The sequence below is a fragment of the Streptomyces sp. LaBMicrA B280 genome, from assembly GCF_049222185.1.
In the GTDB taxonomy this organism is placed as follows: domain Bacteria; phylum Actinomycetota; class Actinomycetes; order Streptomycetales; family Streptomycetaceae; genus Streptomyces; species Streptomyces murinus.
On the sequence record NZ_JBMJCT010000012.1, the window covers coordinates 105662 to 132463 of the forward strand.

The window sequence follows — 26802 nt, forward strand, 5'->3', positions numbered from 1 at the left end:
CCACAACGGGCCCGTACGATCACTCGCCTGACCGGCGGTAACACCTCACCCCAGCTCGTTCGCCGCGCGCCCGGCCGCCGGTGAACGCCTCGCCGCACGCCCGAGGAGCCGCTCGTGTCCCCCCACCCCAACTCCCCTGTCTCCGCCGTGGATTACGACGGCCTGCCGCTCCTCGTCGCGCCCCACACCCGGCGCCTGGACGGAGTCGTGCGCGAGGCCGTCGTACCGCCCTTCGCGCCGCCGGTGACCCATGGCTCGCTGGCCGACCTGCCGTTCGACAACGCGGTCGCGGACCCGGACGCGGTGGTGCTCAGCCGCAAGCTCGGAAACGGACACTGGAAGGACATCACGGCCGCGCGGTTCGCCGAGGAGGTGCTCGCGGTGGCGAAGGGGCTGATCGCGGAGGGGCTGGCGCCCGGGGACCGGATAGCGATCATGGCCCGTACGACGTACGAGTGGACGCTGCTCGACTTCGCCGCCTGGGCCGCCGGGCTCGTCACCGTCCCCGTCTACCCCACCTCCTCCCTCTTCCAGACCCGCTGGATCCTGCATGACTCCGGCGCCGTCGCCCTGGTGACCGAGACCGGTGCCCAGGCCGCCGCGCTCGGGCCCGAGCTGCAACACCTGCCGGAACTGCGGCACTTGTGGGTCATGGAGAAGGGGCATGTGGAGCGGCTCGCCGACGCGGGGGCGCCGGTGCCGGAGGGCGAGGTCGGGGTGCGGCGCGGCATGCTCGGGCCCGCCACCCTCGCCACCCTCGTCTACACCTCCGGCACCACCGGCCGACCCAAGGGCTGCGCCCTCTCGCACGGCAACTTCTTCGCCGAGGTGGACAACGCGATCGAACTGCTGCACCCCGTCTTCAAGCAGCACGACAGCGACCCGTCCGTCCTGCTCTTCCTCCCCCTCTCCCATGTGTTCGGGCGGATGGTCGCCATCGCCTGCGTCCGCGCCCGCGTCCGCCTCGGGCACGCGCCCAGCCTCAAGGCCGAGGACCTGCTGCCGGACCTCGCCGCCTTCCGGCCCACCGCCCTGCTGACCATCCCCTACATGCTGGAGAAGATCTTCAACTCGGCCCGCGCACAGGCCGAGTCGGGCGGCCGGGGCGCCGTCTTCGACCGCGCCGCCGCCGTCGCCCGGCGCTACGGCGAGGCGGTCCAGGCGAGCCAGTCCGGCACCGGCGACGGACCCGGCCGGGTCCTGCGCACCCAGCGCGGCTTCTACGACCCCCTCGTCTACCGCCGTATCCGCGCGGCGATGGGCGGCCGGGTCAGACACGTCATCTGCGGCGGATCCCCGCTCGGGCGCCGCCTGGCCGCGTTCTACGCCGGTGCGGGCATCGGGATCTACGAGGGGTACGGCCTCACGGAGACCACCGGCGCGAGCACCGTCACGCCCCCGCTCAAACCCCGTCTGGGCACCGTGGGCTGGCCGCTGCCCGGCACCCGGGTGCGGATCGCCGCCGACGGCGAGATCCTGATCTCCGGCGAGCATGTGCTGCGCGGCTACTGGGACCCGGGGGCCGGTGGTGTCGTGCCCGTCACCCGCGAAGGATGGCTGCACACAGGCGACTTGGGCGAGCTGGACGACGACGGCTATCTCACCATCACCGGCCGCAAGAAGGAACTCCTCATCACCTCCGGCGGCAAGTCCGTGGCCCCCGCACCGCTGGAGAACTGGCTGCGCCAACACCCCCTGATCTCGCAGGTGATGCTGGTCGGCGACGACCGTCCGTACGTGGCGGCCCTGCTCACCCTCGACGCCGAGGGCGTCGTCCACTGGCGGCAGATGAACGGGAAGCACCCCGTGCCGCCCGAACTCGTCGCCGACGACCCGGACTTGCGGGCCCTGCTCCAGCGCGCCGTGGACGACACCAACCGCCTCGTCTCCCGGCCCGAGTCCATCCGCCGCTTCACCGTCCTGCCGTACGACTTCACCGAGGAGGCCGGTCATCTCACGCCCTCCATGAAGCTGCGGCGCGCGCGGATCCTCGCGGACTTCGGCCGGAAGGTGGAGGGGCTGTACGACGGGGTGTGAGCGGCCGCCGGGCCCGCGCGGGCCGGGCGGTATCTCCTTCAACACTCCTTTTGTAGAAGGTACTTGGCAGGACCTTTGCTGTGAAAACCCGGATGCCGGGTGACAACGGGACGCACGTTGACTGCACACTGACAACCACGGGCGCACGTCTCCCCCCACTGGTGGCCGCCAGTTACGTCTGCACCGCGAGTCCCGCGAGAAGGAGCAGCATGTCTGCCACGATCCGCCTCACCGCAGCCACAGCCGTCGCCGCCGCCGTCCTGTCGGCACTGGCGACCTCCCCCGCGGCCGCCGTCGCCGCGCCCGCGCTGCGCATGACCCCGGTCAGCGGCCACATCAGCAGTCACCACCTGGTCGGTGGCATCAGGAACAGCACCAGCTCCAACTGGGCCGGTTACGCCGCGACCGGTACGACGTTCACCAGCGTCTCCGCGAGCTGGGTGCAGCCGGCGGTCAGCTGCTCCAGCTCGACCACGTACTCGTCGTTCTGGATCGGCATCGACGGCGACGGCAGCAACTCCGTGGAGCAGACGGGCACCGAGGCGGACTGCTCCAGCGGCCGGGCGGTCTACTCGTCCTGGTACGAGATGTACCCGGCGTACCCGGTGAACTACAGCAACGCGGTGAGCGCGGGTGACCACTTCACCTCCACGATCACCCGCAGCGGCACCTCGTACACGCTCACCCTCACGGACACCACCAAGGGCTGGACGAAGACCACCAAGAAGACCCAGAGCGGTCTGTCCAACGCGTCCGCCGAGGTCATAGCCGAGGCGCCGTCCAGCTCCACCGGCGTGCTGCCGCTGTCGAACTTCGGCACCGCGAACTTCACCAACGCCACCGCCAACGGCCAGGCCATCGGCAACTACTCGCCCGACAAGATCAACATGGCCTCGGGCAGCACCACCAAGGCGACGACCTCCGCGCTGAGCGGCGGCGAGAACTTCTCGGTCGCCTTCAACCACAGCTGAGCCACGGCTCCTACTCCGACGGCACGGCTTCCGTTACGACGGCACGGCCCCGGGCACGCTACGGCGTCCCGGGGCCGTGCCGGTCCGTGTGCGGTGCTTCGCCAGGAATGACGGACAAGTACGAGAGAATGTCAGTAGTCGGTGAGATCCACGATCACATCGCAGTGCGGATCGCCGTCGGACGGCTGGTGCAGGTGCTCGTTCGCCAGGAACGCAGGAGACACCAGCGCACCGGTCAGACCGGGTCCCGTCTTGCTGACCAGCACGTCGACACCGTAGGTGCGGTCTCGCTCGGGGGAGCGGAAGTACAGGCGGATACGGTCGTCACCCGTGATGACCGCTCCGATGAACAGAGGCTTCCACGACACATGTGTGGAGGTGAAGGAGTCGGTCAGTTCACGCAGGCGCTCGATGGCCGCTTTCTCGGCGCCTGATTCAGAAGAGTTCACAGTTCGGCCCATGCTGGACACTTGTCCCCCGGCTGATTGTGGCAGTACGCGGTGATGACCCCGATCTTCTGACCTCGGCCGGCATCATAGTGGCCATCCGCAGTCTTCCTTGTGTACTGCACGACCACGGTGAACTTCACCTGCCGTGGCCTGGGGACACCTGTTTCGAACTCGACGCCGTCGTACTCCAAGTGGCCGTGATGGTCGTTCCGGTCTACGCGACCGCGCAGAGCCGCGTAGCGGGTGGCGCACTTCTTGATGTCGTGTCGGCCGGTGAAGTGCTGCCAGCCCAGCGCGGAGTTGCCGTAGCGGGCGACGATGTGTCTGCCCTCCGGGTCGTTCACCTGGCACTTGACCCGCTTGTCCCAGGATGCCCCCGCAAACATCGAGCGCGGGCGGTGCATCACGACTCCGCGAGTCGCCGTCTCCCCCTGCCGAGGTGATTGTGCTCGATCGCATGCCCGTAGCCTCCCCGCCGCCTTTCACTCAACTCGCCCTGAGCCGTGCCAGGAACTCCGGAACCCCTTCGACCCGGCGGTACGGCTCGAAGGCGGGCGCGAGTTCACGCACCAGGGTGACGCAGCGGGGAGCGCCGATGCGGGTGGCCAGGTCGAGCGATTCCCCGGTGACGGCGAGGGCCTGCTCGATGTCGTTTGCCTCCAGACATCCCCTGGCCTGGTAGGTCAGGAAGATTCCCCGGGTCTTGTCGCGGGCGCGGGGCAGCAGGGCGATGCCCTCGGCGATCCGGGCGCGGGCCTCGGCGGTGCGGCCGAGGTCGAGCAGGCACTGCCCGGAGTCGACGGCGAGGTCGGCCGGGCTCATCCACGCGCACCAGCTCGGCGCGGGGTCGGCCGCCCCGGCCGCGAGGGCGGACTCGGCCGCCGACAGATCGCGGTGGCAGTCGGCACGCTCACCCAGGGCGGCATGGGCCCGGGCCCGGCGCAGGAACAGCAGCGACCGGGCGGTGGGGTGCCGGGTGCCGGACAGGGCGTGGCCGAGCTGGTCGACGGAGACCTTCGGCTCGCCCAGCCAGTTCGACTGGTAGGCGAAGTCCGAGAGCACCCCGGCCCCGTGGTCGCGGTCCCCGGCGGCGTGCGCGGACTGGAGGGCGGCTCCCCAGAGCTTGCCGGCCGCCCAGTGCCGGCCCTGGTCGAAGCGGTACCAGCCGCAGGTGGTGGCCAGATTCGCCGCGAGCAGATGAAGCCGGCGGCCGGTGTCCTCGTCGTAGCGCCCGCCCTCGATCAGCTCGGTCGTGGTGGCGAGGTGCGCGTCCAGCAGCCGGACGGTGTGCTGCCGCTGTTCGGTGGGCAGGGCCGTCAGCCGCCCGCTGGTCTCCTCCAGCCAGTCCACGAGTTCCGCGTCCACGCGCTTGCCGCCAAGCGCCGAGGACAGGCGTTCGGGTTCGACGGTGGCCCACTGGGCGGCGAGTCCGGCCAGGGAGATCGCGCTGTAGGTCATGAAGGTGCGGCGGTCCATGAGGGCCCTCTGTGCATCGTGGAGTGCTTGGACGGTGTAGGCGGACTTCAGTGGCAGCGGCTCGTCGCGCCCGGGAAGCCAGTACGGCCAGTCGTACGCCGCCGTCTCCGCGAGCGGGACGCCGAAGACCTCGGCGATCAGGAGCTGGGAGTCGTGGTTCGGCGTCTTGCGCCCGTTCTCCCATCGGCTGACGGCCGCCTTGTCGGCACCGGAGCGCAGACCGTGACCGCGGGCGGTCTTGTCGAGAAGGGCGGCGAGGCCGCTCTGGGACAGGCCGCGCAGTTCACGCGCGTACGCGAGGGGGTGCCGGATCGGGTCGTCCACGGGTCAATCCCATCATCGACGGTGACGGGGAGCCTACCGTCAGCGACGACGGGACGACCCCGGGACAACGGGCAATTCCTTTTCGAATCAATCGAGTTGGGCTGTACTCGGCACACGCCGAAGAACTTCCTCCACGAAACGGAAGGAGTCTGCCCATGAAGCGACGCGCAGCGGTCATCGGTCTCGGTCACCAGGCCATCGAAGACCATTTGCCCGGCCTGCTCGGCTCTGGCCGGGCTGAACTCGTCGCCATCTGCGACAACGATCCAGGCATCCTGCACGACCGCGAAAGCCGGTTCCGGGTAGCCGCGTTCACCCGGGCCGACGATCTGCTGGACGCCGTACGGCCGGATTTCGTCATCGTCGCGGTCCCGCACCACGCCGGCCGCGCGGTGATCGAGGACTGCGCCCGTCGGGGTGTGCACGTGATGAAGGAAAAGCCGTTCGCCACCTCGCTCACCGAGGCCCGCGAACTCGCCGAGATCTGCCAGGAAGGCCGAGTGGAGCTGATGGTGACCCTCCAACGTCGGTTCGACCCGATCTACACCAGCGTGCTGGGCCTGCTCGATCAGATCGGCACCCCGTTCCTGATCGACGGCCGGTACACCTTCCACACTGACAACCCCGGCGCCGGATGGCGCGGCGATGTCGGACAGGCCGGGGGCGGCTGCATCATCGACATGGGCTACCACCTGATCGATCTGCTTCTGTGGTACTTCGGTCTGCCCAGCCGAATCCTGGCCGAGTTCTCCGCGACCGCCGTGCCCGAGGTCGGGTACGACGCCGAGGACACCGCCGTCATCCAGCTCGGCTACGACCACGACCTGTACGGCTCGCTGCTGCTCTCACGCTGGGCTGCGCCGAAGTCCGAACGGCTGCACGTCGTCGGCACCCGCGGTGCGGTGCTGTTGACGAAGGGGCGGGCACAGCGCCTCGACCTGGCCGGTGCGCTCGTGGAGGAGCTGACCCGTTCGCACGCTCCGACGAGTGCCGCGACCGCGCAGATCGACTATTTCTGCCGGGTCCTGGACGGCGTCCGCCCCAACGTCTTCGGCCCTGCACAGCACCTCGCACACGCCGCCTTCATCGCCTCCTGCTACGAGTCCAAAACGGCAGGGCGCTACATCGACCCGAAGGAGATGCTGTGACCTCCACCCTCGCCCTGCTCGGCGGCGAACCCATGGTCATCGCGGCCGGTCCGCACTTCACGTGGCCGCCGATCGACGACACCACGAGGGCCAGGATCGTCGCCCAGCTGGATGCGGCGGTCTCGATCCCCGGGCGGTCCGGCATCGTCGCGGAACTGGAGGAGGGCCTCAAGGCGTACTTCGGCGTACGGCACGCCGTCACCACCAGCTCCGGCACTGCCGCCCTGCACGCCGCCTACGCCGCCGCCGAGATCGGCGCCGGAGACGAGGTGATCGTGCCTGCCTGGACCTTCCACGCCACCGCCTCCCCGCTGTTCCATCTCCGCGCGGTGCCGGTGCTGTGCGAGACCGGCCCGAACGGCAATATCGACCCCGCGAGGGTGGAGGAACTCATCACTCCGCGTACCCGGGCGCTGATGGTCACCCACCTGTGGGGTCGTCCCGCCGGCATGGCCCGTCTCGCCGCCATTGCCGATGCGCATGGCCTGATGCTGCTTGAGGACGGCTCGCACGCTCACGGCGCCGGGATCCACGGCCGCAAGGTCGGCACGTTCGGCCTGGCCTCGGCGTTCTCGCTCAACGGTCCCAAGCCGCTGTCCGGTGGGGAGGGCGGGTTCGTGCTGACGGACGACGACGACACGTACTACCGGGTGCTGACGTTCGCCCACTACAACAAGCGGTGCAGGGCAGAGATCCCGGAGGATCATCCGCTCACCCGGTACGCGGTCACCGGCTCCGGCCTCAAACTTCGCATCCACCCCCTCGCCGCGGCCCTGGCCACCGACCAGCTCGCCCGCCTCGACGGCTACCTCGCCGGTCGGGCTGAGATCGCCCGCTATCTCAGCGAGCACCTGACCCGGATTCCCGGCCTGGAGGTCACAGAGACACCCGAAGGAGTGGTGCCGTCCTGGTACGCCTTGACCGTCACCTATCGGCCCGACGAACTCGGCGGCCTGTCCCTCGAACGATTCCACCAGGCCCTGACCGCCGAGGGTGCGACCGAGTTCGACCGGCCCGGATCCACCGGTCCGCTGCACGAACTGCCGCTCTACCAGCACCCCGACCCGCTGTTCCCCTGGCACCCGGACCACCACCGCCGATACCCGCCCGGGTCCTTCCCCGTCGCCGAGCATGCCTACCGTCACACGATCAAGCTCCCGGTCTGGCACCGTGAGCAGGATCTCGCGCTGGCCGAGCTGTACGTGCGCGCGGCCCGCAAGGTGAGTGACCACCACAAGGAGCTGCTGTCATGACCGATATCTCTCCCGATTTCCTGGCCGGGCTGGTCGGGGACGCGCGTGCGGGCGGTGTCAACGGGTTCGTGGTCGGTGCGGTCGTCGCCGATGCCGGCCGGGTGCTGTTGCTTCGGCGCAGGCCGGACGACTTCCTGGGGGGCCTGTGGGAGATCCCGTCCGGCAAGGTTGAGGAGGGCGAGACCCTCCTGGAGGCCCTGCACCGGGAGACCGTGGAGGAGACCGGCCTGGCCGTCCGCCAGGTGGACGGCTACGTCGGCCACTTCGATTACGTCGGCAGCGGCGGCGGCACCACCCGGCAGTTCAATTTCGCCGTTACCGTCGAGCGGACCGGACCCGTCGTCCTGACCGAGCACGACGCCCATCGATGGGCCCAGCCCACCGATCTTCCCCCGGTCAGCGAGGCGGTCCGCGGCCTGATCAACTACTGAACGCCGCTGGCGCTTTATGCGCACGGCCACGTCCTTGCCGCCCAGCCCGGCTTGTAGTCCTCGTGCGGGGTGCCCCGTTCCCACACCGTCTCGAAGGCCGTGTTCACGAGATCCAGCACAGCCGGCTCCGTGTTCCATTCCCGGTCCACCACGTCCCCGTGTAGTCGGTCACCGGCTCGGAGACGACGCGGGCGCGGCGCATCACGACCCCGCGAGCCGCCGTCTCACCCACGAGGTCCCGCCAGGATCCCCACCAGCCAGGCAAGTTGGCGGGATCACCGGCATAGCGGTGCCCCGCTCGCCAGCGGGCGAACTCGGGGCCGTCCGGGGTGTACAGGTCCCGCATCTCCAGGTGCACGGCGGAGCGCCGTGCCTGTGCCAGTCCTTTGCGGACGGGGTACTTCACCGTTGCCGCCCTCCGGTCGCGGAGCGTAACTAGGCTGGTGTCGTCCAGGCGTTTCAAGGGCCGCACGGCGAATGGGGCTGCCAGTATGACCGCAACCTCCACCGACTTCCTGGCCAATCTGGTCGGGGACGCGCGCGGACTGTGTCACCGGATTCGTGGTCGGCGCTGTCGTCAGCGACGTCGGCCGGGTCCTGTTGCTTCGGCGCAGGGCGGGTGACTTCCTGGGTGACCTGTGGGAGTTGCCCTCAGGCAAGGTCGAGGAGGGGGAGACGGCTCCTGGAGGCCCGTGCCGGGAGGCTGCGGAGGAGACCGGACCCGTCGTCCTGACCGAGCACGATGCCCCTCGGCGGGCCCTGCCCGGCGACCTGCCTCCGGTCAGCGACGCGGTCCGCGAGCTGATCAGCCGCTGATCGCGCGGTTCGAGAACTCATTGCTCAGTCGGGTCTCACCTACGAAGCACTGGCGAAAGCTGTTCGCCAGGTCGCAGCCGAGTGCGGCGTGACGTTGGGCACCAACAAGGGCATGATCCGGCACTGGCTCAACGGGGTCGTGCCGCAGGGGACGACCCCGCGGTTCCTCGCCGTGGCACTGTCCCGGCGGGTCGGGCGCCTGCTCACGCCAGCCGATCTCGGACTGCCGACCCCGGACGCGGCAGCGGATGACACCATGGGGCTGTCCCTTGAGGCAGACCCGATCGATGTCCTGCTGCCGATGTGGAGGGCCGAATTGGACCGGCGTACCTTCCTCACCGCCTCCGCCTACTCGGCGGCCGCCGCGGCCCTGCCCCTCGACCACGTACAGGAGATCGCGGACCGCACCACGGCCGCGCGCACCGGCCACGTCGTCGGCATGGCCGAAGTACGTGCCGTGAGGGACATGATCAGGATGTTCTCCGAGATGGACGAACGCCACGGTGGTCAGCACGGCCGCTCCGCCCTCGTCCAGTACCTACGTGACGATGTCGCCCCCCTGTGCCGCGCACGCTTCCGCGACGCGGAGATGCGCCGGCACATGCTCTCCGCCGCCAGCCGGGGCGTGCACCTCCTGGGCTGGAAGTCGTACGACGCCGGGCAACAAGGGCTCGCCCAGCGGTACTACCTCCAGTCCTACGCGCTCGCCGTCGAGTCCGGCATCACCGGACACGACGGCTTCATCATGCGGACCATGGCCATGCAGGGCCTCAAGCTCCACCGTCCCGAGCACTGTCAGGGCCTCGCCGAGACCGGACTCGACCGAGCCAAGGGCAAGGTCGACAACGCGACCGAAGCCCTCTTCCGCGTCGTCCACGCACACACGCTCGCCAAGGGCGGTCGGCGACGCGCCGCACTGGTCGAGGCCGACCGGGCACGCGAACTCCTCACCGCTGATCAGGGTGACGAGACGCCGTTCTGGGCACTCGCCTGGGGGCCGCCCGCCGCCTCCGTCTACTCCCGCACCGCCAAGGTCTACGAAACGCTCGGGGACTACCGTGCGGCAGCCGACCAATACGCCCGAGCGGCAACGGCCCGCCCCGCCACAACCTACGCGCGCATCGTCTCCCTCGACCTCGTCGCCGGTGCGGAGATGCAGCTGAAGCGCGGCAGGATCGAGGAGGCGTGCCAGACCTGGCACCGGGCCATCGACCACATGGACGGCGTGCAGTCCGTCCGCACCCGCAAAGCCGTCAAGAACATGCGCAAAGACCTTTCCCGATTCCGTGCCCGCGGGGTGCGCTGCGCGGCGGAACTCGACGAGCGTGCGATCGACTTCCTCAGGCCCTAGGAGTACCGGTTCCCGGCCGAGGCGGGGCTGCGGACCAAAGCCTCTCACCGGGCACCCGAACGACCGCCAGGCAGAGAAGCAGAAGCGTGCGCGCCGGCTTTGGGACAGCTCCACGAGTTCGCGCCTCAAGCGCGGCGCCCACCCGGGGAGTTGCCGCACAGAACAGTGCTCCAGGTGCCGCACTCGCCGTGCGGCACCACGGGCGGCTACGCCAGCGGGATCTCCGCCCAGACCGTCTTGCCGACGACGCGCTCGCGCACGCCCCAGGTCCGGGACAGGGCGTCCACGACGATCAGACCCCGGCCGTGTTCGTCCTCGAAGGCGGCGCGGAGCATCTGCAGATGCCGTTCGCCCCGGGTGTCGCTCACCTCGATGCGCAGCGTGTCCTCCTCCGGCAGCAGCGTCAGCCGCAGTTCGAAGTCACGGCCCGGTACGCGACCGTGGGTGACGGCGTTGGTCGCCAGCTCGGAGGCGAGGAGCTGGGCGGTGTTGTTCAGCGGCCCGTCGTAGGGGTAACCCCAGGTGTCCAGTGAGGTTCCGGTGAGCCGTCGGGCCAGTCGGGCGCCGCGTGGGGTGGCGCTGAGCCGTTGGGTCAACTCTTTCAGGGGGGTGGAGATTTCCAGATTCACAACACCGAGCGTGGCCGGTTCTCCCTACGCTGACCAGGAGAAGCCCGGCGACTCTGCGTAGTCGTACGGGTACGAGTCGACGCGTGTACGGAGAGAGCGGAGGACGGAGTGGTAGACGAACAAGAGCGGCGGCCGGACACTCCTGGGCAGGAGAACGGGGCGGCAGGTGTCTTCGCCATGGTGGGCAAACAGTTGAAGCTGTTGCGGGAACGGGCAGGGTTCAGTCAGGCGGAGTTCGGCCTGCTGGTCCGCTACGGCCCGGACCACATCTCGGCCATGGAGCGGGGGGTGCGGACCCCGCGGCCGGACTTCCTCGTCAAGGCGGACCCCATCCTCAAAGCCGACGGGATGCTGATCGCGGTCATCCCCGACGTGGAGGACGCGATGCGGAGGGCGCGGACTCGTCACCCCGACTGGTACCGGGACCATGCCGCGACTGAGGCGGAAGCGGAGGAGCTGCACCACTACAGCAACCACGTTGTGCACGGGCTGTTGCAGACCGAGGCACACGCGCGGGTTGTATTCGCCAAGCGGCGACCGTTTCTCAACGAGGAGACCATCGAGAAACGAGTGGCCGACCGCATCTCGCGTCAGCAGGTCTTCGAGCGCTGGCCCGCGCCCATCGTCAGCTACATCCTCGAAGAGGTGGTGCTCGACCGGCCGATCGGCGGGCGGAGGGTCCATGCCGATCAGCTGCGCCACCTATTGGCCCTGGGGGATAGGCAGAACATCGAGATCCAGGTGATGCCGACCAAAGTGGAGGAACATCCCAACCTGGGCAGCGCGTTCAACCTTCTGGTACCGAAAGGACATGAGCAGGTGGCGTACCTGGAGGCACAAGGTCATCCACAGTTGATCACCGCTCGGGAAGAGGTCCGGAAGATCGCCGACCGCTATGGGATCATGCGCGCGATGGCGCTAACTCCCAAGCAATCCCGCGCCCTGATCGCGGAGAAAGTGGACAAGCTATGAGCACCGAGAGCCTGGCCTGGTTCAAGTCCAGCTACAGCGACGGTGAAGGCGGCGACTGCGTCGAACTCTCCTACGCCTGGCGCAAGTCGAGCTTCAGCGGTGGCGCGGGCGGCGACTGCGTCGAGGTGGCCGAGCACCCCACCGCCATCCACATCCGCGACTCCAAGCGCCCCACCGCCCCCCACCTCACCGTCCGTCCCACCACCTGGGCCGCCTTCCTCGACGCGGAGAAGACGGAGAGGGCATGAGCACCGAGAACCGGACATGGTTCAAGTCCAGCCACAGCGGCGGCGCGGGCGGCGAGTGCGTCGAACTCTCCTACGCCTGGCGCAAGTCGAGCTACAGCAGTGGTGAGGGCGGTGAATGCGTCGAGGTCGCCGAACACCCCACCGCCATCCACATCCGCGACTCGAAACTTCCCGCCGCTCACCTCACTGTTCGCCCCTCCACCTGGGCATCCTTCTTGCAAGTTGCCCAAGTACACGCGAGGTGAGCGATTGACGGGTCGGCGAGGGGATGGGACCGGTACCGTACGGGGCGTTCTGTCCGCAACCAAATGCCGGGGAACCGTCCGGGACCGGATCGGTAACGCCCGCTCATAGCCTGCCTTTCCACCCTCGCCGACTTCGTCATCCGAGCAGAGGTATGAAAGAAGACAACGACGTCAGCCGGATCTTCGTGCTGAACCCGGATCCACGCCTCCTCAGGGAGGCACACCGGGCCGGTGTACAAGTGCGGGCGGCCTGGGCCGACACGCACGACGAGTCCGCGCTGCGGCCCCTCCTGAAGGAGGCCGCGGCGGCCGGGCTGTTCGTCAACCCCGCACGCTCGCTGCGGCTGCTCGCGGACCCGGACGCCGTACAGCGCCTCGTCCGGGACAACCGGCTGTCGCCGGACGCCGGGGCGGTCTCCGGCGCGCCCCGGCTGACCGTGGAGACACTGAGCGTGCACGGCATGCACCAGACCGTGGGGATCACGGCCCGGATGCCGTACGGCCTGCTCACCCCGGCCCCGTTGACGGAGGACACCGCGGCGGAGGTACGGGCCGTGGTGACCGCGCTCCTCGACCTGACCGGGTACCAGTACGGGCCCGCCCACACCGGGGTCACCCTGACCCGGCAGGGCCCGGTGATCACCGGCTGCCGGGCGGGGCTCGGGGACGATCCGGTCCCCGAACTCCTCAGAGTGGCCGGGGGATTCGACCTGGCCGCCGGGGCCGTACGGGTACTGGCCGGAAAGCTCGTGGAGGTCGTCCGGCCGGAACGATTCGCCGCCGCGGCCGAATCGAGCCGGCCACCGGGTCCTGGGCAGCCGATCCCGGGTGTCCGGTTCGTGCCGCCGCAGGGCGGCCGCTGCCCCGGGCACTTCGTGGTGCACGCCGACTCACCGGCGGCCGCCGCCCAGCGGGTGACCTCGCTGGGCGAACTGGTCGCGGGCGAGGCGAGCTGATCCGGAGCCGCCGGGACCGGATCGGTAACGAAACGGTACGAGGGCGCCTCACTGTTGATACGTCGCCGGAAGAAGGACGACGACGCCAGCGACGTCAACAGGAGGCGGAGCCAGGATGCTGAAGTTCTCGATCCTCGGGGCACTACAGGTCCGTACCGTGTCCGGCCCGGCGGAGATCAGCGGCGACCTCCAGCGCACCCTCGTACAGACGCTGCTGGTCAGCGAGGGGCAGCCGGTCTCCGGGGAGAGCCTGGTCGAGGAGATGTGGGGCGAGGCCGTACCCGACAACCAGGCCAACGCCCTCCAGGCGCATGTGAGCAGGCTCCGGCGGAAGTTGAAGGCCCTGGAACCGGGGCGTCCGGTATCTCGGGTGACGATTCATCCCTCCGGTTACCGGCTGACCGTGGACGAGGGCGAGATGGACGCCGCCGAGTTCGTACGGACCGTACGGGAGGCGGAGACGGCGTCCCCGTACGACGCGGAGGGCACCGCCCGGATGCTGGGGCAGGCGCTCGCGCTGTGGCGGGGGCCGGTGTTCGGCGGGTTCCCCGGCGGGACCCTGTGCCAGCTCGCCGGCGCCCGGTACGAGGAGTACCGGATGCGGGCCATGGAGCTGCGATTCGACGCGGAACTGCGGCTGGGACAGCATGCGGCGGTGCTCGCGGAACTGGCCGAGGCGCACACCCACTACCCGCTGCGCGAACGGTTCTGCGAGCAGCTGATGATCGCCCTGTACTGCTCGGGGCGGCAGGCGGACGCGCTCGACGTGTTCCGCCGGATGCGCCGTCAGCTCGACGAGGAACTCGGCATCCAGCCCTCGCCCGCGCTGCGCCGGGTGGAGAGCGCGATCCTGCGGCACGATCCCGCGCTCGTCAGGGATGCGCGTTCGACCCTCCTCCAGATCGCCTGAGGTGGTTAGCCTGTTCGCCAGGACCGAGGAAGACCCCAGGTAGCCGGAATCACCTCCTCCGTGTTGCTCGTTCGGGTACAACCTAGGGTGGTCCCGAACATCTCGGGCCGGGCGGCGCGGCGGGGCGGAGGGGACGGGTTCGTGGAATCGGCGGCATCCGGTCGTCCTGTCGTGCGCTTCAACATCCTCGGCTCGCTCGAAGGCTGGTGCGGGGAGCGCCGGTTGAGGCTGGGCAGTCCGACCCAGGAACGGGTGCTGGTCACCCTGCTGCTCGAACCCGGCCGCATGGTGCCGATGGCCCGGCTGATCGCGGCGGCCTGGGACGACGAGCCGCCCCAGACCGCGAGTCACCAGATCCGCAAGTGCGTCGCGGCCCTGCGGACCCATATCCCGGACGGCGCCGCCCTGATCGTCACCGATGGCGCCGGGTACCGCGCCGTGCTGGGTGAAAACCAGCTGGATCTCTACGAGTTCACCGAGCGGTCACGACAGGCCAGGCAGGCGGTGGCGGCCGGACGGCCCGAGGAGGCCGTCGGACATCTGCGTTTCTGCCTGGAGCTGTGGCGGGGCCCGGTGATGGCGGGCGCCGGGGGATCGGTGATCAGCGGGGCCTCGGCGGCACTCGAAGAGCGTCACATGGCGGTCGCCGAGCAGTACTTCGAACTCCAGCTGGAGCTGGGCCAGTCCGCCGAACTGGTCGGGCCGCTGCGCGAGTTGGTCACCGCGCACCCGCTGCGGGAGACCCTGCGCGGCCGGCTGATGCTGGCGCTGTACCGGGCCGGGCGGCAGGCCGAGGCGCTGGAGGAGTTCGGGCGGGTGCGCGACCTGCTGGTGGAGGAGCTGGGCATCGACCCGGGCGCCGAACTCACCCGGCTCTACGAGGCGATCCTGCGCGACAGCCCCGAAGTGGCCGCCCGGGTACCGCAGTCGGTGGCCGACCGCGCCGCTCTGCTGGTGCCCGTGCCCTACGCCACCCAGACCTCCGGCACCGAGCCCGCGCCCTGCACGCTGCCCTACGACCTGCCGGACTTCACCGGCCGGGACGAGGAGCTGGCCCGGCTGGTCACCGTGGGCTGCGCGCCCGCCACCGGCGGCACCCGGATCGTCGGCGTGGACGGCATGGGCGGCAGCGGCAAGACCGCGCTCGCGGTGCACGCGGCGCATCTGCTGGCCCCCGAGTATCCCGACGGGCAGCTCTTCGTGGACCTGCGCGGCTTCAGCCCCGGCGAGAAGGCCCAGGAACCCGGCGCCGTACTGCACTCCTTACTGCACACCCTGGGCATACCGGACGATCGAATACCGGACGATCTGGAGCGTCGTACCACGTTCTGGCGAACCGTTTCCGCCCAGCGGAAGCTGCTCCTCCTGCTCGACAACGCCGCCGACGCCGCCCAGGTGCGGCCGCTGCTGCCGGCCTCCGAGGACTGCCTCGCCATCGTCACCAGCCGGGTGCGGATGCTCGACCTCGACGGCTCGGAGTGGCTGTCGCTGGGGCTCCTGTCGCCCGGTGACAGCACCACCCTGCTGACCCGGATGCTGGGCTTCGAGCGCACCGCCGCCGAGCCCCGGGCCGTGGACCGGCTGGCCCGGCTGTGCGGGGGGCTGCCGCTCGCCCTGCGGATCACCACCGCGCGGCTGCGCAACCGGCCCCGCTGGACCGTGCAGTACCTGGTGGACCGGCTCGCCGACGAGACCCGGCGGCTGCGCGAGCTGAGCGCCGGGGAGCGCAGCGTGGAGGCCACGCTGCGGCTGTCGTACCAGGCCATGGACGAGGACCAGCGGGCCGCCTTCCGGCTGCTCGGGCTGCACCCCGGCAGCGCCATCGACGTGCCCTCCGCCGCGGCGCTGCTCGGCACCGACGGGCATGACGCGGAGGACCTCCTGGAGTGCCTCCTGGACGCGCATCTGCTGGAGCAGCACGAGGCGGGTCTGTACGGCTTCCACGATCTGGTGCGCACCTACGCGCTCAGCGTGCGCGAGGTGGAGGACGACGAGGAGTCCGCCGTCGAGCGGCTCGTGGCGTACTACATCCAGAGCACGGACCGGGCCTGCGAGACCCTCTTCCCGGGCCGCAACCGCTACGGCGAGGCCCCGGCCGAGAGCGATCCCGCGCTGCCCCGGCTGGACGACGGCGAGCAGGCGCTGCGCTGGTTCGACCGGGAGTACGAGGCGCTGCTCGCGGTGGTCGCGCAGGCCGGCACGCAGGGGCTGCACCGCCCGGCCGCGCTGCTCGCCCGCAATCTGCTCTTCTACCTCGATCTGCGGGGCCGGTACGAGGAGTTCCGGATCGTCGGCCGGATCGGGGTGGCCGCGTGCCGCCAGCTGAACGACGACGCGCTGCTCGGGATCAGCCTGTGCAATCTGGCCGTGGCGCACTGGTGGCTCGGCGACTTCCAGGACGGCATCACCACCGCGCAGGAGGGGCTGGAGCTGTCCCGGGGCAGCGATCCGCGCTCCGAGGCGATCTGCCTGGACGTGCTCGGGCTGCTGCACGGCTCCCTCGGCAACTTCGGGGAGGCGCGCGTGTATCTGGACCAAGGCATCGCGCTGCACCGGGAGTTGGGTCTGTCGCGGATGGAGGCGCAGGCGCTGGTCAATCTCGCCACCGTGCAGATCTGGACCGGGCACTACGCGGAGGGCGCGCGCAACGCGGCCCGCGCGACCGAGCTGAACCGGCGGCTGGGGGAGCGCAACAACGAGATCCACTCGCTGACCTTCCTCGCCCTCGCGCATCTCGGCACCGGGGAGGACGAGCGGGCGCGGGCCTGTCTCGCGCAGGCGCTGGAGCTGTGCGACGAGTCCCGCAAGCCGGCCAATGTGGCGGTCGTCCTGGCCCATTGGGCGCGGGTCTGCCAGCGGCTCGGTGATCTGCGCTCGGCCGCGGAGCACGCCGAGCGGGCGCTCGATCTGGTCTCGGCGGAGGGCACGGCGCTGCGGCAGGCGACGGTGTCCAACGTGGTCGGCCTGGTCCACCTGCGCAGCGGCGCCCCCGAGCGGGCCATGGAACTCCACGGCCAGGCCCACGAACTGGCGTCCCGCCACGGCTACCGCATCGAGATCGCCCACGCCCTGCACGGAATGGCGGAGGCCGCGCAGGCCCTGGACGACGAGAAGACAGCCAACCACCACCACACGGAGGCCCGGGCCCTGTACGACGCCATGGGCGTGACGGAGGCGGGCCGCCGACTGTAGTGCCGGTGGCCTGCGGCCCGCTGTGGCCGTGACCGGCGACCTGCGGCTCCGGCCGTCCGTCCTGCGGCTCCGGGCGTCGCTTCGTGCCTCCCGCCGTCCGCCCTGCGCCTCCCGACGCCCACCTTGCGATCTCTGGCTCCCTGTCCCCGGGCCGCGGCTTCCGGTCTCGGCTCCCGGCTCCGATCCGCGGTCTCTGGTTCCCTGTCTCCGGGCTGCGGCTTCCGGTCTCGGCTCCCGGCTCCGATCCGCGGTCCCTGATTCCCGGTCTCCGGCTTCCGGCCCCTGACCTTCGGCTTCGGGCTTTCGGCCCCCGGTTTCCGGCCTGCGGCTTCCGGTCCCGACTTCCTGCTCCCGGCCTCCGGCCGGCCCCTGGGCCCCGGCCTTCGGCTCCCGGCTTCCGACCTGCCCCTGGGCCCCGGCCTTCGGCTCCCGACCTGCCGGTTCCCAGTCCCCGGTTCCCAGTTCCCAGTCCCCGGTTCCCAGTTCCCAGCTCCGGGCCTGCGGCTCCCTTCCCCCGGTCTGCGGCCTGCGTCCTCGGCCCGTGGTCCGCAGCCCCGACTCCCGGCCTGCGGCTTCCGGCCCCCGGGTCTCCGGCTCCCGGTCCCGGGTCTTCTGCTTCCGGTGGCCGGTGGCCGGTGGCCGGTGGCCGGTGGCCGGTGGCCGGTCTGTGGTCCCCGGTCCCCGACTCCCGGTCTCCGACCGGTGGTTCCCGGTCTGTGGCCTCCGGTTCCGGGCCTCCGGCTTCCGGCCCCGGCCCCGGTCTTCGGCTCCCGGTCCCGGGTCTTCTGCTTCCAGTCGCCGGTCGCCGGTCGCCGGTCTGCGGCCCGTGGTCCGTGGTCCGCAGTCCCCGACTCCCGGTCGCCGACCGGTGGTTCCTGGCCTGCGGCCTCCAGTCCAGGGCCTCCGGCCTCCGGCCCCCGGGCTCCGGGTCTGCGGCTCCCGGTCCTGGGTCTTCTGCGTCCGGTCGCCGGTCCGCAGTCCACGGCTCCCGGTCCCGGGTCTTTTGCTTCCGGTGGCCGGTCGCCGGTCGCCGGTCGCCGGTCTGCGGCCTGTGGTCCCCGGTCCCCGACTCCCGGTCGCCGAACGGTGGTTCCCGGTCTGTGGCCTCCGGTTCCGGGCCTCCGGCTTCCGGCCCCGGCCCCGGTCTCCGGCTCCCGGTCCCGGGTCTTCTGCTTCCAGTCGCCAGTCGCCAGTCGCCAGTCGCCAGTCGCCAGTCGCCAGTCGCCAGTCGCCGGTCGCCGGTCGCTGGTCTGAGGCCCGTGGTCCGCAGTCCCCGACTCCCGGTCGCCGACCGGTGGTTCCTGGCCTGCGGCCCCCGGTCCCGGGCCTCCGGCTTCCGGCCCCCGGGCTCCGGGTCTGCGGCTCCCGGTCCTGGGTCTTCTGCTTCCGGTCGCCGGTCGCCGGTCGCCGGTCGCCGGTCGCCGGTCGCCGGTCGCCGGTCGCCGGTCGCCGGTCTGCGGCCCGTGGTCCGTGGTCCGCAGTCCCCGACTCCCGGTCTCCGATCGGTGGTTCCTGGCCTGCGGCCTCCAGTCCCGGGCCTCCGGCCTCCGGCCCCCGGGCTCCGGGTCTCCGGCTCCCGGTCCCGGGTCTTCTGCTTCCGGTCGCCGGTCCGCAGCCTGCGTCCCCGGTCTGTGGTCCGCGGTCCACGGCTCCCGGCCCTGAGTCTCCGGTCTCCGGCCCCCTCCCCGGCCCCGGTCCCCTCTCCGGCCCCGGTCTCTGGCCCCGGCCCCGGTTCGTACGGCCTCGGCCCCGGTTCGTGCGGCGCCGGTCTCCGGTTCGTTCGGCGCCGGTCGGTGTTGAGTTCGGGTGGATACGCCAACGGCACCGGTGGGTGCGGGGACCGGCCGGTGCCGTTGGGGTGGTCGCGTGGGGGGAAGCGGGGAGTGGGGGGCCGCTGCGGCCGTGCGCTGTTCCGTCGACGGGATCAGGAGCGGACGAAGCCCGGACCGTGGTCGTCGGAGGCCTGGACGGAGTGGTTGTCGCCCTGCACCACGGCCTGGTGCAGCCCGTTGCCGGGCAGCGCGGCGGCGATGCCCAGGGCGAGGACGCCCGCGCCCGCCAGGGCCGCCAGAGCCGTCTTCGTACGCAGTGCGATGGAACGCATGTGCAACCCCTTGTGAGAGACGGACCGGGTTCCGGTCGCCGGGCTCTCCCGGCGCCACGACCGATATTTGGGGGAAGCGGTCCCAGTGCCGTCCCCGCTGGTTACCGGGGCCGGGGAGGACGTCGGGACCCTTACTCGGCTGCGCAGGTCAGAACGGGTGTCGGGGCGGGTGTCAGACGGGTTTGACGACGCCGAGGAAGGCTTGTGCGACCCGCGCGACACCCTCGCCGAGCGTGTCGTCGGGCTCGCGGACGGTACGGAAAGCGAGCGTGAACCCCGCCCCCGCGAGCAGCCCGGCCACGTCCTCGGGGCGCCGCCGCCGGAAGTCCAGCGTGACCGGATGCCCCCAGGGGTTCGCCAGCCTGCGCGGCTCCGTGCCGGTCTGGAACGCCAGCAGCAGCCGCCCGCCGGGGGCCAGGACGCGGTACAGCTCGGCGAACAGCTCCGGGAGCCGCTCGTCGGGGGTGTGGATGGAGGAGTACCAGGAGACGGCGCCGGCGAGACCCCCGTCGGGCAGCGGGAGGTCCAGCATGGAGCCCTGCTCGAACCGCAGCCCGGGATGCTCACGGCGGGCCACGGCGAGCATCGCGGCGGAGAGGTCGAGACCGAAGGCGTCCACGCCCAGCGCGGCGAGGTGCCCGGTGACCGCGCCGGGACCGCAGCCGAGGTCCGCGACGGCCGCTCCGGGGCCCACCTGCTCCGCGAACGCGGCGAGCAGGGCGCGCTCCAGCGGCTTGTCGGCGAGGGGATTCGCGAAGTGCTCCGCGTAGTCCTCGGCGACGGTGTCGTAGAAGTCGCGGGTGGCGGTCAGGAAGTCCGGGGAGTCCTGAGTTTTGGTCATGCCCCGAAACGTAGTAGTTCGTGAACGAATCGCGAACCGCGGAAGAAATAGTTCCGTATACGGACCGTTCGCTCCGTCCGCCACGGACCGTCCGCGGAAAAGGCAGGAGCCCCGTTGCCGAAGACGGCGCGGGGCTCCTTGGGTACTGCTCTCAGGTTCTGCGATCAGGCAGTGATCAGACGGGGGTGACGTTCTCCGCCTGCGGACCCTTCGGGCCCTGCGTCACGTCGAAGGACACCTGCTGGTTCTCCTCGAGGGAGCGGAAGCCGCTGGCGTTGATCGCGGAGTAGTGAACGAAGACGTCGGGGCCGCCGCCCTCCTGGGCGATGAAGCCAAAGCCCTTTTCGGCGTTGAACCACTTAACGGTTCCGGTAGCCATAAGCCCTCCTTGGGCCCAAAAGGGTTGCCCTGCTCCAGAACCTGCCGGTGCGAAAACGTGCTGCACCACTGCATTCGTCTGAAAACGACGAGAGCCCGCGGTCACATGCTCCGCAGGCTCTGTACTGCAAGGGAAACCAAACTGCAACTTGCGGCGAGCCTAGCATGCAGGCAGCCGAAAGCAATAGAGGGCAAGATCACTTCACCCGGATGTTTGAAAGCCGGTAACCCGTTTGACGGTGGGGCCGGTCCGAGCACCGTACCAGCCGAGGGCTAGAGTCCCGCGATGTGGACATTTCTCGCACCCGGCCGCGCGTCGGCCACATCCAGTTCCTGAACTGCCTGCCCCTGTACTGGGGGCTCGCGAGAACCGGCACCCTCCTCGACTTCCAGCTGACCAAGGACACGCCGGAGAAGCTCAGCGAGCGGTTGATCCAGGGGGAGCTCGACGTCGCCCCGGTCACCCTGGTCGAGTACCTGAAGAACTCGGACGACCTGGTCGCCTTCCCGGACATCGCCGTGGGCTGCGACGGCCCCGTGATGTCCTGCGTGATCGTCTCCCAGGTCCCGCTGGAGCAGCTGGACGGCGCGAAGGTCGCCCTCGGCTCCACCTCCCGCACCTCCGTCCGCCTCGCACAGCTCCTGCTCGCCGAGCGGTACGGCGTCCAGCCCGAGTACTACACGTGTCCGCCCGACCTCGGCCTGATGATGCGGGAGGCCGACGCCGCCGTACTGATCGGCGACGCGGCCCTGCGCGCCAACCTGCACGACGGCCCGCGCTACGGCCTCGACGTGCACGACCTGGGCACGCTGTGGAAGGAGTGGACGGGACTGCCGTTCGTCTTCGCGGTGTGGGCGGCCCGGCGGGACTACCTGGAGCGCGAGCCGCTCATCACCCACCAGGTGCACCAGGCGTTCCTGGAGTCCAAGAAGATCTCCCTGGAGGAGGTCGACAAGGTCGCCGAACAGGCCGCCCACTGGGAGGCGTTCGACGCGGAGACCCTCGCCAAGTACTTCACCACCCTGGACTTCAGCTTCGGCGACGCCCAGCTCGCCGCGGTCGCCGAGTTCGCCCGCCGGGTCGGCCCCACGACCGGCTTCCCGGCCGACGTGAAGGTGGAACTGCTCCGGCCGTAATCACTAGGCTGCGGTCGGGTCTACGGGGGAGAGGTGGAGGCCGTGCAGCCGCTCGCTGGGGACGAACCGGCGGCCGTCGGGCCGTACCGGCTGCTGGGACGGCTCGGGTCCGGCGGGATGGGACGGGTCTACCTCGGGCGCAGCGCCGGGGGCCGCACGGTCGCCGTCAAGATCGTGCACCCGCGGCTCGCGCTGGACGAGGAGTTCCGGGCCAGGTTCCGCCGCGAGGTGGCGGCCGCGCGCCGGGTCGGCGGCGCCTGGACCGCGCCGGTGCTCGACGCGGACCCGGACGCGCCGGTGCCCTGGGTCGCCACGGCCTATGCGGCGGGCCCCTCCCTCGCCGCCGCCGTCACCGACGCGGGCCCGCTGCCCGAGCACACGGTACGAGCCCTCGCCGCGGGCCTCGCGGAGGCGCTGGCCGCGGTCCACGCCCTGGGCCTGGTGCACCGGGACGTGAAGCCGTCCAACGTGCTGCTGACCCTGGACGGCCCGCTGCTGATCGACTTCGGCATCGCCCGCGCCACCGACGGCACGGCGTCCCTCACGGCCACCGGCGCGTCGGTCGGCTCGCCCGGCTACATGGCCCCGGAACAGATCCTGGGCGCCGACGTCCTGGGGGCGGCGGACGTCTTCTCGCTCGGCGCGGTGCTGACGTACGCGGCCACCGGACAGGCCCCCTTCCCGGGCGACTCCTCGGCGGCGCTGCTGTACAAGGTGGTGCACGAGGAGCCCGAACTGGGACCGCTCGCCGGTGAGTTGCGGTCCGTCGCCGAGGACTGCCTCACGAAGGACCCGTCGGCCCGCCCCACCCCGGCGGAGGTCGGCCGCCGCCTGGCCCCCGAGGGCGCGGCCCGTCTGATGTCCGGGGGCTGGCTGCCGGGCCCGCTGGTCGAACAGGTCAGCCGGAGCGCGGTGCGGCTGCTCGACCTGGACACGGGGGAACCGGTCCGGTCGGGGCCGGTGGCTTTCGACGGGTTGTCGGTGGGCGGGACGGGGATGGGGGCGGGAGCGGGCGAGTTCGGTCCGGCACCGGTGATGGGCCACGGGTTCCCCGCGCCCCCGGCCTACGCCCCCGCGACTCCCGGCGCCCCGACCACCGTCCCCGCCCCCCGGGACGGGGACGCGGGACGGCCCGGGAAGCTCTCGGTGAGCATGGCGGCCAGTGCCTCCCCGGGCGGGGACGGCGGGCGGCGGATCAGCTGCACCGTGGCGCTCGCGGTCGCCGGGGCGCTCGCCCTCGGGACCGTCGGGGTCGGCGCGCTGCTGCGCCCGTGGTCCGGCGGCGAGATCGGAAGAGCGGCGTGTGGGGGCCCGCACCCCTCGTCCGGCGCCCCGACGACGGGCGGCCCCGCCCCCGGCGACGGCGACCCCGCGCCCACCGCGAGCCCCACCACCGGCGGCGCGATCCCGGCCCGCTACCTCGGCACCTGGGAGGGCGAGGCCACCGGTCTCGGCGGCACCCTGCCCATGGGCACCTTCCGGCTCACCGTCCACCAGGCCCGCGTGGGCGAGTCCCTGGGACAGCTGCGGCAGACCGATCAGATCGGCGCCGTCTGCACCGACCTGCTCACCCTGAAGAAGGCCACCGGCACCCGGCTCCTCGCCACCTCGGTGGGCGCGAAGGACAACCACCCCGGCTGCGACCCGGCCCCCCACCAGATCGAACTGACCCCGGTCGGCGACGACTTGAAGTACACCTCGGACAGCGAGCCGGAGGGCCACCCGGTGGCCGAGCTGACGAAGACCGGCTGACCGGCCTGACCGGCCTGACCAGCTGACCGACCTGACCGGCCTGACCAGCCTTGACCTCAAGCACGCTTGAGGGAGGAGTCTTCCGTCATGGACACCGAAGAGCTGCGGCGCCAGGTGCGCGCCCTGACCGACCGCGCCGAGATCACCGACCTGATGGACCGCTATCTGCGCTCCCTGGACGAGGGGGTCTTCGACGAGGAGTGGGCCCGCGCGTTCCACACCGAGGACGTCATCGCGGAGATGCCCATCGGCACCGTCCACGGGCGCCCCGCCCTGCTGGCCCATGTCCGCCGGGGCATGGCCCTGTTCGACCGGACCGTGCACCTGGGCACCAACGCCGTCATCGAGGTCGACGGCGACCGGGCCACCGTCCGCGGCGCCCAGTTGAACACCCATGTCCTCGCGGACGGCTCGGGCGGCGTCTTCCTCTCCGCCGGGCATGCCGACACCGAACTGGTCCGGACGGCCGACGGCTGGCGCATCTCCGCCTCGGCCCTGCGCGTGGTGTGGACCCAGGGCCCGCCGCCACGACTGCCGGACGACTTCACCCCCGCCCCGACGGCCCGGCACCGGGCGGGACGCGCCGGATGAGCGAGGCGCCGCTGTGGGCCGCCGCCGCGTTCTGGGGCGCGGCGGCGGGGGCCGTACTGCCCAGGGCCGCCTTCCGGTTCGCCGTACCGGACGACGGGCCCTGGCGCGAACGGTGCGCGGAGGGGCACGCGCTCCGCGGCTGGCTCGGCCGCACCGCGTGCCCCGGCTGCCCGGCCCCCGCCGGTCTCCTCCTGCCCGTCCTCACCGCCCTGGTCTGCGCCGCCCTCGCCGCCGCGACCGGCCCCCGGCCCGAGCTGTTCGCCTGGCTGCCGCTCGCCCCGGTGGGGGTGCTGCTGTGCGCGGTCGACGTCCGGGTGCGGCGGCTGCCCGACGTGCTGACCCTGCCGTTCGCCGCCGCCGCCCTCGCGCTGCTGGGGCTCGCCGCGCTGCTGCCCGGACACGCCGGGCACTGGCCCACCGCGCTGTACGGGGCGCTCGCGCTCGGCGCCGGATACACCGTGCTGCACCTGCTGAACCCGGGCGGAATGGGCCTCGGGGACGCCAAGTCGGCCCTCGGCGCGGGGGCCGTGCTCGGGTGGTACGGCTGGCCGACGGTGCTGCTCGGCACGTTCACCGCGGTCCTGGCCGGGGCCCTGTACGGCTATGCCCTCGTCGTCGTACGGAGAGCCGCGCGGAAGACGGGCGTCCCGTTCGGCCCGTTCCTGCTGGGCGGTGCCCTCGTCGGGGTGCTGATCGGCGCGTATACGGCGCTGTCGTAGGCTGGTCCGGTCCGTCCATCCCCTTATGAAAGGGACGCCCCGGTGACCGAGAAGGCCGACCTCCAGTCCGTCCTCGACCGTGCCGCCGCCGGTGGGCGGATCACCCCGGAAGAGGCCGTCGCCCTCTACCGTGACGCCCCGCTGCACGCGCTGGGCGCGGCCGCCGACGCGGTGCGCCGCCGTCAGTACGCCGGTATCGAGCACATCGCGACGTACATCATCGAGCGCAACATCAACTACACGAACGTGTGTGTCACGGCCTGCCGGTTCTGCGCCTTCTACGCGGCCCCCAAGGACACGGCCAAGGGCTGGACCCGCGACCTCGACGACATCCTGCGCCGCTGCGCGGAGACCGTCGAGCTGGGCGGCACCCAGATCATGTTCCAGGGCGGCCACCACCCGGACTACGGCGTCGAGTACTACGAGAAGCACTTCAAGGCCATCAAGGACGCCTTCCCCCAGCTGGTGATCCACTCGCTGGGCGCGTCCGAGGTCGAGCACATGGCCCGGATCAGCGGGGTGTCGGTCGAGGAGGCCGTCACCCGGATCCACGAGGCCGGTCTCGACTCCTTCGCGGGCGCGGGCGCGGAGCTGCTGCCCGAGCGGCCGCGCAAGGCCATCGCCCCGCTCAAGGAGAGCGGTGAGCGCTGGCTGGAGATCATGGAGACCGCGCACAACCTGGGTGTGGAGTCCACCTCCACCATGCTGATGGGCACCGGCGAGACCAACGCCGAGCGCATCGAGCACCTGCGGATGATCCGTGACGTGCAGGACCGCACGGGCGGCTTCCGCGCGTTCATCCCGTACACGTACCAGCCCGAGAACAACCACCTCAAGGGCCGTACGCAGGCGACGCTCTTCGAGTACCTGCGGATGATCGCCATCGCCCGGCTGTTCCTCGACAACGTCCGGCACATCCAGGGCTCCTGGCTCACCACGGGCAAGGAGGTCGGCCAGCTGTCCCTGCACTACGGCGCGGACGACCTCGGCTCGATCATGCTGGAGGAGAACGTGGTCTCCTCGGCCGGTGCCAAGCACCGCTCCAACCGGCTGGAGATCATCGACCTCATCCGCAAGGCGGGCCGGGTGCCGGCGCAGCGCGCGACGACGTACGAGCACCTGGTCGTGCACGAGGACCCGGCGAACGACCCGGTCGACGACCGCGTGGTCTCGCACATCTCCTCCACGGCGATCGAGGGCGGCACCGCGCATCCCGAGCTGAAGCTGCTCGACGCCAACTGAGCGCGCCGTGCTGACGATTCACGCCGACTCCAGGGGATACGCGCTCGCCGTCGAGGGCGAACGGGTCGTGGGCACGGGGGAGTTGGGGGGACTGGCCGACGGGTATCCGCGGGCGCGGATGCGCCGGTGGCCGGGGATCCTCACGCCCGGGTTCGTCAACCTCCACGGCCCGGAGCTGCTGGAGGAGGCGTACCACCCGGACCCCCGGGAGGCCGATGAGCTGGGCACCGAGCCGCTGTCCGGCGACGCGCTGGCCCGGCTCGCACCGGACGACGTCCGGTGGGGCGGGAGCGCGCGGCGCGGGGTGCAGCGGATGCTGGCGCACGGGACGGTGGCGGTGGCGGGCGCGCCGTCCCGTCCGGCGGTGCTGGACGCGGTACGGCGCACCGGGCTCGACCTGCTGCCCCGCCCCGGCCGCCCCGGCGGGGTGCCGTCCCTTGACCCCCTCGCGAGCGGGCTCCCACCGGAGGTGCCGGCGCCTCGGGAACGGGGTTCCGTGGCGTGCTTCGCCGTGTTCGACGTCGCGGACGAGGCGGAACTGGCGGAGCGGGGCGCGTCGACGTGCGTGGCGACGGTCATCAGGGGCCGGCTGCTGTATCGCCGCCGGTGACGCGTCGTTTCGGCCGTCGA

Annotated in this window: 27 protein-coding genes; 19 read left to right on the plus strand and 8 right to left on the minus strand. The window is 71.3% G+C overall.

The window, feature by feature from the left end:
- The first annotated feature begins 114 nt into the window (after positions 1 to 114).
- Both ACLF5H_RS13335 and ACLF5H_RS13340 read left to right on the plus strand, forming a co-directional pair.
- On the plus strand, positions 115 to 2037 hold the full coding sequence (locus ACLF5H_RS13335) for an AMP-dependent synthetase/ligase (RefSeq protein WP_421676271.1): 1923 nt from the start codon (positions 115 to 117) through the stop codon (positions 2035 to 2037).
- A 209-nt stretch (positions 2038 to 2246) separates the two neighbouring features.
- Positions 2247 to 3008, plus strand: a complete 762-nt coding sequence (locus ACLF5H_RS13340; RefSeq protein ID WP_421676272.1) for a G1 family glutamic endopeptidase — start codon at positions 2247 to 2249, stop codon at positions 3006 to 3008.
- A 131-nt stretch (positions 3009 to 3139) separates the two neighbouring features.
- Here ACLF5H_RS13340 and ACLF5H_RS13345 read toward each other — a convergent pair whose 3' ends face one another.
- From ACLF5H_RS13345 to ACLF5H_RS13355, 3 genes are all read right to left on the minus strand, one after another.
- Positions 3140 to 3457, minus strand: a complete 318-nt coding sequence (locus tag ACLF5H_RS13345) for a hypothetical protein (protein ID WP_421676273.1) — start codon at positions 3455 to 3457, stop codon at positions 3140 to 3142.
- Positions 3454 to 3861, minus strand: coding sequence for a hypothetical protein (locus tag ACLF5H_RS13350; protein WP_421676274.1), 408 nt, complete (start codon positions 3859 to 3861; stop codon positions 3454 to 3456). The genes ACLF5H_RS13345 and ACLF5H_RS13350 overlap by 4 nt, the downstream gene beginning before the upstream one ends.
- Before the next feature lie 82 nt (positions 3862 to 3943).
- Positions 3944 to 5257, minus strand: a complete 1314-nt coding sequence (locus ACLF5H_RS13355) for a helix-turn-helix transcriptional regulator (protein WP_421676275.1) — start codon at positions 5255 to 5257, stop codon at positions 3944 to 3946.
- Between the two features lie 155 nt (positions 5258 to 5412).
- Between ACLF5H_RS13355 and ACLF5H_RS13360 the strand changes: the two genes are divergently transcribed.
- From ACLF5H_RS13360 to ACLF5H_RS13370, 3 genes are read left to right on the plus strand one after another with little or no spacing between them, the layout of a single operon-like run.
- Positions 5413 to 6405, plus strand: a complete 993-nt coding sequence (locus tag ACLF5H_RS13360; protein ID WP_421676276.1) for a Gfo/Idh/MocA family protein — start codon at positions 5413 to 5415, stop codon at positions 6403 to 6405.
- Positions 6402 to 7658, plus strand: a complete 1257-nt coding sequence (locus ACLF5H_RS13365) for a DegT/DnrJ/EryC1/StrS family aminotransferase (RefSeq protein WP_421676277.1) — start codon at positions 6402 to 6404, stop codon at positions 7656 to 7658. Before ACLF5H_RS13360 ends, ACLF5H_RS13365 begins: the two co-directional genes overlap by 4 nt.
- Positions 7655 to 8089: an NUDIX domain-containing protein gene (locus tag ACLF5H_RS13370; protein ID WP_421676278.1), complete on the plus strand. Its 435-nt coding sequence runs from the start codon at positions 7655 to 7657 to the stop codon at positions 8087 to 8089. Before ACLF5H_RS13365 ends, ACLF5H_RS13370 begins: the two co-directional genes overlap by 4 nt.
- A gap of 103 nt (positions 8090 to 8192) precedes the next feature.
- Here the strand turns inward: ACLF5H_RS13370 and ACLF5H_RS13375 are convergent, their stop codons facing one another.
- Positions 8193 to 8495, minus strand: coding sequence for a DUF6879 family protein (locus tag ACLF5H_RS13375; RefSeq protein WP_421676279.1), 303 nt, complete (start codon positions 8493 to 8495; stop codon positions 8193 to 8195).
- A gap of 155 nt (positions 8496 to 8650) precedes the next feature.
- Here ACLF5H_RS13375 and ACLF5H_RS13380 point away from each other — a divergent pair, with 155 nt between their 5' ends.
- Entirely contained in the window at positions 8651 to 8905 is a 255-nt protein-coding gene (locus ACLF5H_RS13380; protein WP_421676280.1) for an NUDIX domain-containing protein, read from the plus strand.
- Positions 8906 to 8993: 88 nt separating this feature from the next.
- The gene (locus tag ACLF5H_RS13385) at positions 8994 to 10256 is read left to right on the plus strand and encodes a hypothetical protein (RefSeq protein WP_421676281.1); all 1263 of its coding nucleotides are present in this window, start codon (positions 8994 to 8996) and stop codon (positions 10254 to 10256) included.
- A gap of 206 nt (positions 10257 to 10462) precedes the next feature.
- On the opposite strand, the gene ACLF5H_RS13390 is transcribed toward ACLF5H_RS13385, so the two are convergent.
- Positions 10463 to 10885, minus strand: a complete 423-nt coding sequence (locus ACLF5H_RS13390; protein WP_421676282.1) for an ATP-binding protein — start codon at positions 10883 to 10885, stop codon at positions 10463 to 10465.
- 177 nt (positions 10886 to 11062) lie between these two features.
- Here ACLF5H_RS13390 and ACLF5H_RS13395 point away from each other — a divergent pair, with 177 nt between their 5' ends.
- From ACLF5H_RS13395 to ACLF5H_RS13420, 6 genes are all read left to right on the plus strand, one after another.
- Positions 11063 to 11857: a helix-turn-helix domain-containing protein gene (locus ACLF5H_RS13395; RefSeq protein WP_421676283.1), complete on the plus strand. Its 795-nt coding sequence runs from the start codon at positions 11063 to 11065 to the stop codon at positions 11855 to 11857.
- Positions 11854 to 12105 carry a DUF397 domain-containing protein gene (locus ACLF5H_RS13400; RefSeq protein ID WP_421676284.1) on the plus strand — a complete coding sequence of 84 codons (252 nt, stop codon included), beginning with the start codon at positions 11854 to 11856 and terminating at the stop codon, positions 12103 to 12105. The genes ACLF5H_RS13395 and ACLF5H_RS13400 overlap by 4 nt, the downstream gene beginning before the upstream one ends.
- The gene (locus ACLF5H_RS13405) at positions 12102 to 12350 is read left to right on the plus strand and encodes a DUF397 domain-containing protein (protein WP_421676285.1); all 249 of its coding nucleotides are present in this window, start codon (positions 12102 to 12104) and stop codon (positions 12348 to 12350) included. Before ACLF5H_RS13400 ends, ACLF5H_RS13405 begins: the two co-directional genes overlap by 4 nt.
- Positions 12351 to 12502: 152 nt before the next feature.
- The gene (locus tag ACLF5H_RS13410; protein WP_421676286.1) at positions 12503 to 13306 is read left to right on the plus strand and encodes a hypothetical protein; all 804 of its coding nucleotides are present in this window, start codon (positions 12503 to 12505) and stop codon (positions 13304 to 13306) included.
- Positions 13307 to 13421: 115 nt separating this feature from the next.
- Positions 13422 to 14216 carry an AfsR/SARP family transcriptional regulator gene (locus ACLF5H_RS13415; RefSeq protein ID WP_421676287.1) on the plus strand — a complete coding sequence of 265 codons (795 nt, stop codon included), beginning with the start codon at positions 13422 to 13424 and terminating at the stop codon, positions 14214 to 14216.
- Positions 14217 to 14357: 141 nt separating this feature from the next.
- Positions 14358 to 17408: an AfsR/SARP family transcriptional regulator gene (locus ACLF5H_RS13420; protein ID WP_421676288.1), complete on the plus strand. Its 3051-nt coding sequence runs from the start codon at positions 14358 to 14360 to the stop codon at positions 17406 to 17408.
- Positions 17409 to 19332: 1924 nt separating this feature from the next.
- Here ACLF5H_RS13420 and ACLF5H_RS13425 read toward each other — a convergent pair.
- The 3 genes from ACLF5H_RS13425 to ACLF5H_RS13435 all read right to left on the minus strand — a co-directional run bounded on the left by ACLF5H_RS13425 (position 19333) and on the right by ACLF5H_RS13435 (position 20732).
- Positions 19333 to 19512 (minus strand): hypothetical protein, encoded by a 180-nt coding sequence (locus ACLF5H_RS13425; RefSeq protein ID WP_421676289.1) that lies wholly within the window; start codon positions 19510 to 19512, stop codon positions 19333 to 19335.
- A gap of 172 nt (positions 19513 to 19684) precedes the next feature.
- A complete protein-coding gene (locus tag ACLF5H_RS13430; protein ID WP_421676290.1) occupies positions 19685 to 20353 on the minus strand; it encodes a class I SAM-dependent methyltransferase in 669 nt (222 codons plus the stop codon).
- 175 nt (positions 20354 to 20528) lie between these two features.
- On the minus strand, positions 20529 to 20732 hold the full coding sequence (locus tag ACLF5H_RS13435; RefSeq protein ID WP_003992177.1) for a cold-shock protein: 204 nt from the start codon (positions 20730 to 20732) through the stop codon (positions 20529 to 20531).
- A gap of 287 nt (positions 20733 to 21019) precedes the next feature.
- Between ACLF5H_RS13435 and ACLF5H_RS13440 the strand changes: the two genes are divergently transcribed.
- The 6 genes from ACLF5H_RS13440 to ACLF5H_RS13465 all read left to right on the plus strand — a co-directional run bounded on the left by ACLF5H_RS13440 (position 21020) and on the right by ACLF5H_RS13465 (position 26782).
- The gene (locus tag ACLF5H_RS13440) at positions 21020 to 21868 is read left to right on the plus strand and encodes a menaquinone biosynthetic enzyme MqnA/MqnD family protein (protein WP_421676291.1); all 849 of its coding nucleotides are present in this window, start codon (positions 21020 to 21022) and stop codon (positions 21866 to 21868) included.
- 42 nt (positions 21869 to 21910) lie between these two features.
- On the plus strand, positions 21911 to 23620 hold the full coding sequence (locus ACLF5H_RS13445) for a serine/threonine-protein kinase (protein ID WP_421676292.1): 1710 nt from the start codon (positions 21911 to 21913) through the stop codon (positions 23618 to 23620).
- Between the two features lie 87 nt (positions 23621 to 23707).
- Complete coding sequence (locus ACLF5H_RS13450) at positions 23708 to 24211, plus strand: nuclear transport factor 2 family protein (protein WP_421676293.1); 504 nt, start codon at positions 23708 to 23710, stop codon at positions 24209 to 24211.
- The gene (locus tag ACLF5H_RS13455) at positions 24208 to 24930 is read left to right on the plus strand and encodes a prepilin peptidase (protein WP_421676294.1); all 723 of its coding nucleotides are present in this window, start codon (positions 24208 to 24210) and stop codon (positions 24928 to 24930) included. Before ACLF5H_RS13450 ends, ACLF5H_RS13455 begins: the two co-directional genes overlap by 4 nt.
- 42 nt (positions 24931 to 24972) lie before the next feature.
- Positions 24973 to 26172: a cyclic dehypoxanthinyl futalosine synthase gene (gene mqnC / locus ACLF5H_RS13460; RefSeq protein WP_421676295.1), complete on the plus strand. Its 1200-nt coding sequence runs from the start codon at positions 24973 to 24975 to the stop codon at positions 26170 to 26172.
- A 7-nt stretch (positions 26173 to 26179) separates the two neighbouring features.
- On the plus strand, positions 26180 to 26782 hold the full coding sequence (locus ACLF5H_RS13465; RefSeq protein WP_421676296.1) for a hypothetical protein: 603 nt from the start codon (positions 26180 to 26182) through the stop codon (positions 26780 to 26782).
- Positions 26783 to 26802: the final 20 nt, after the last annotated feature.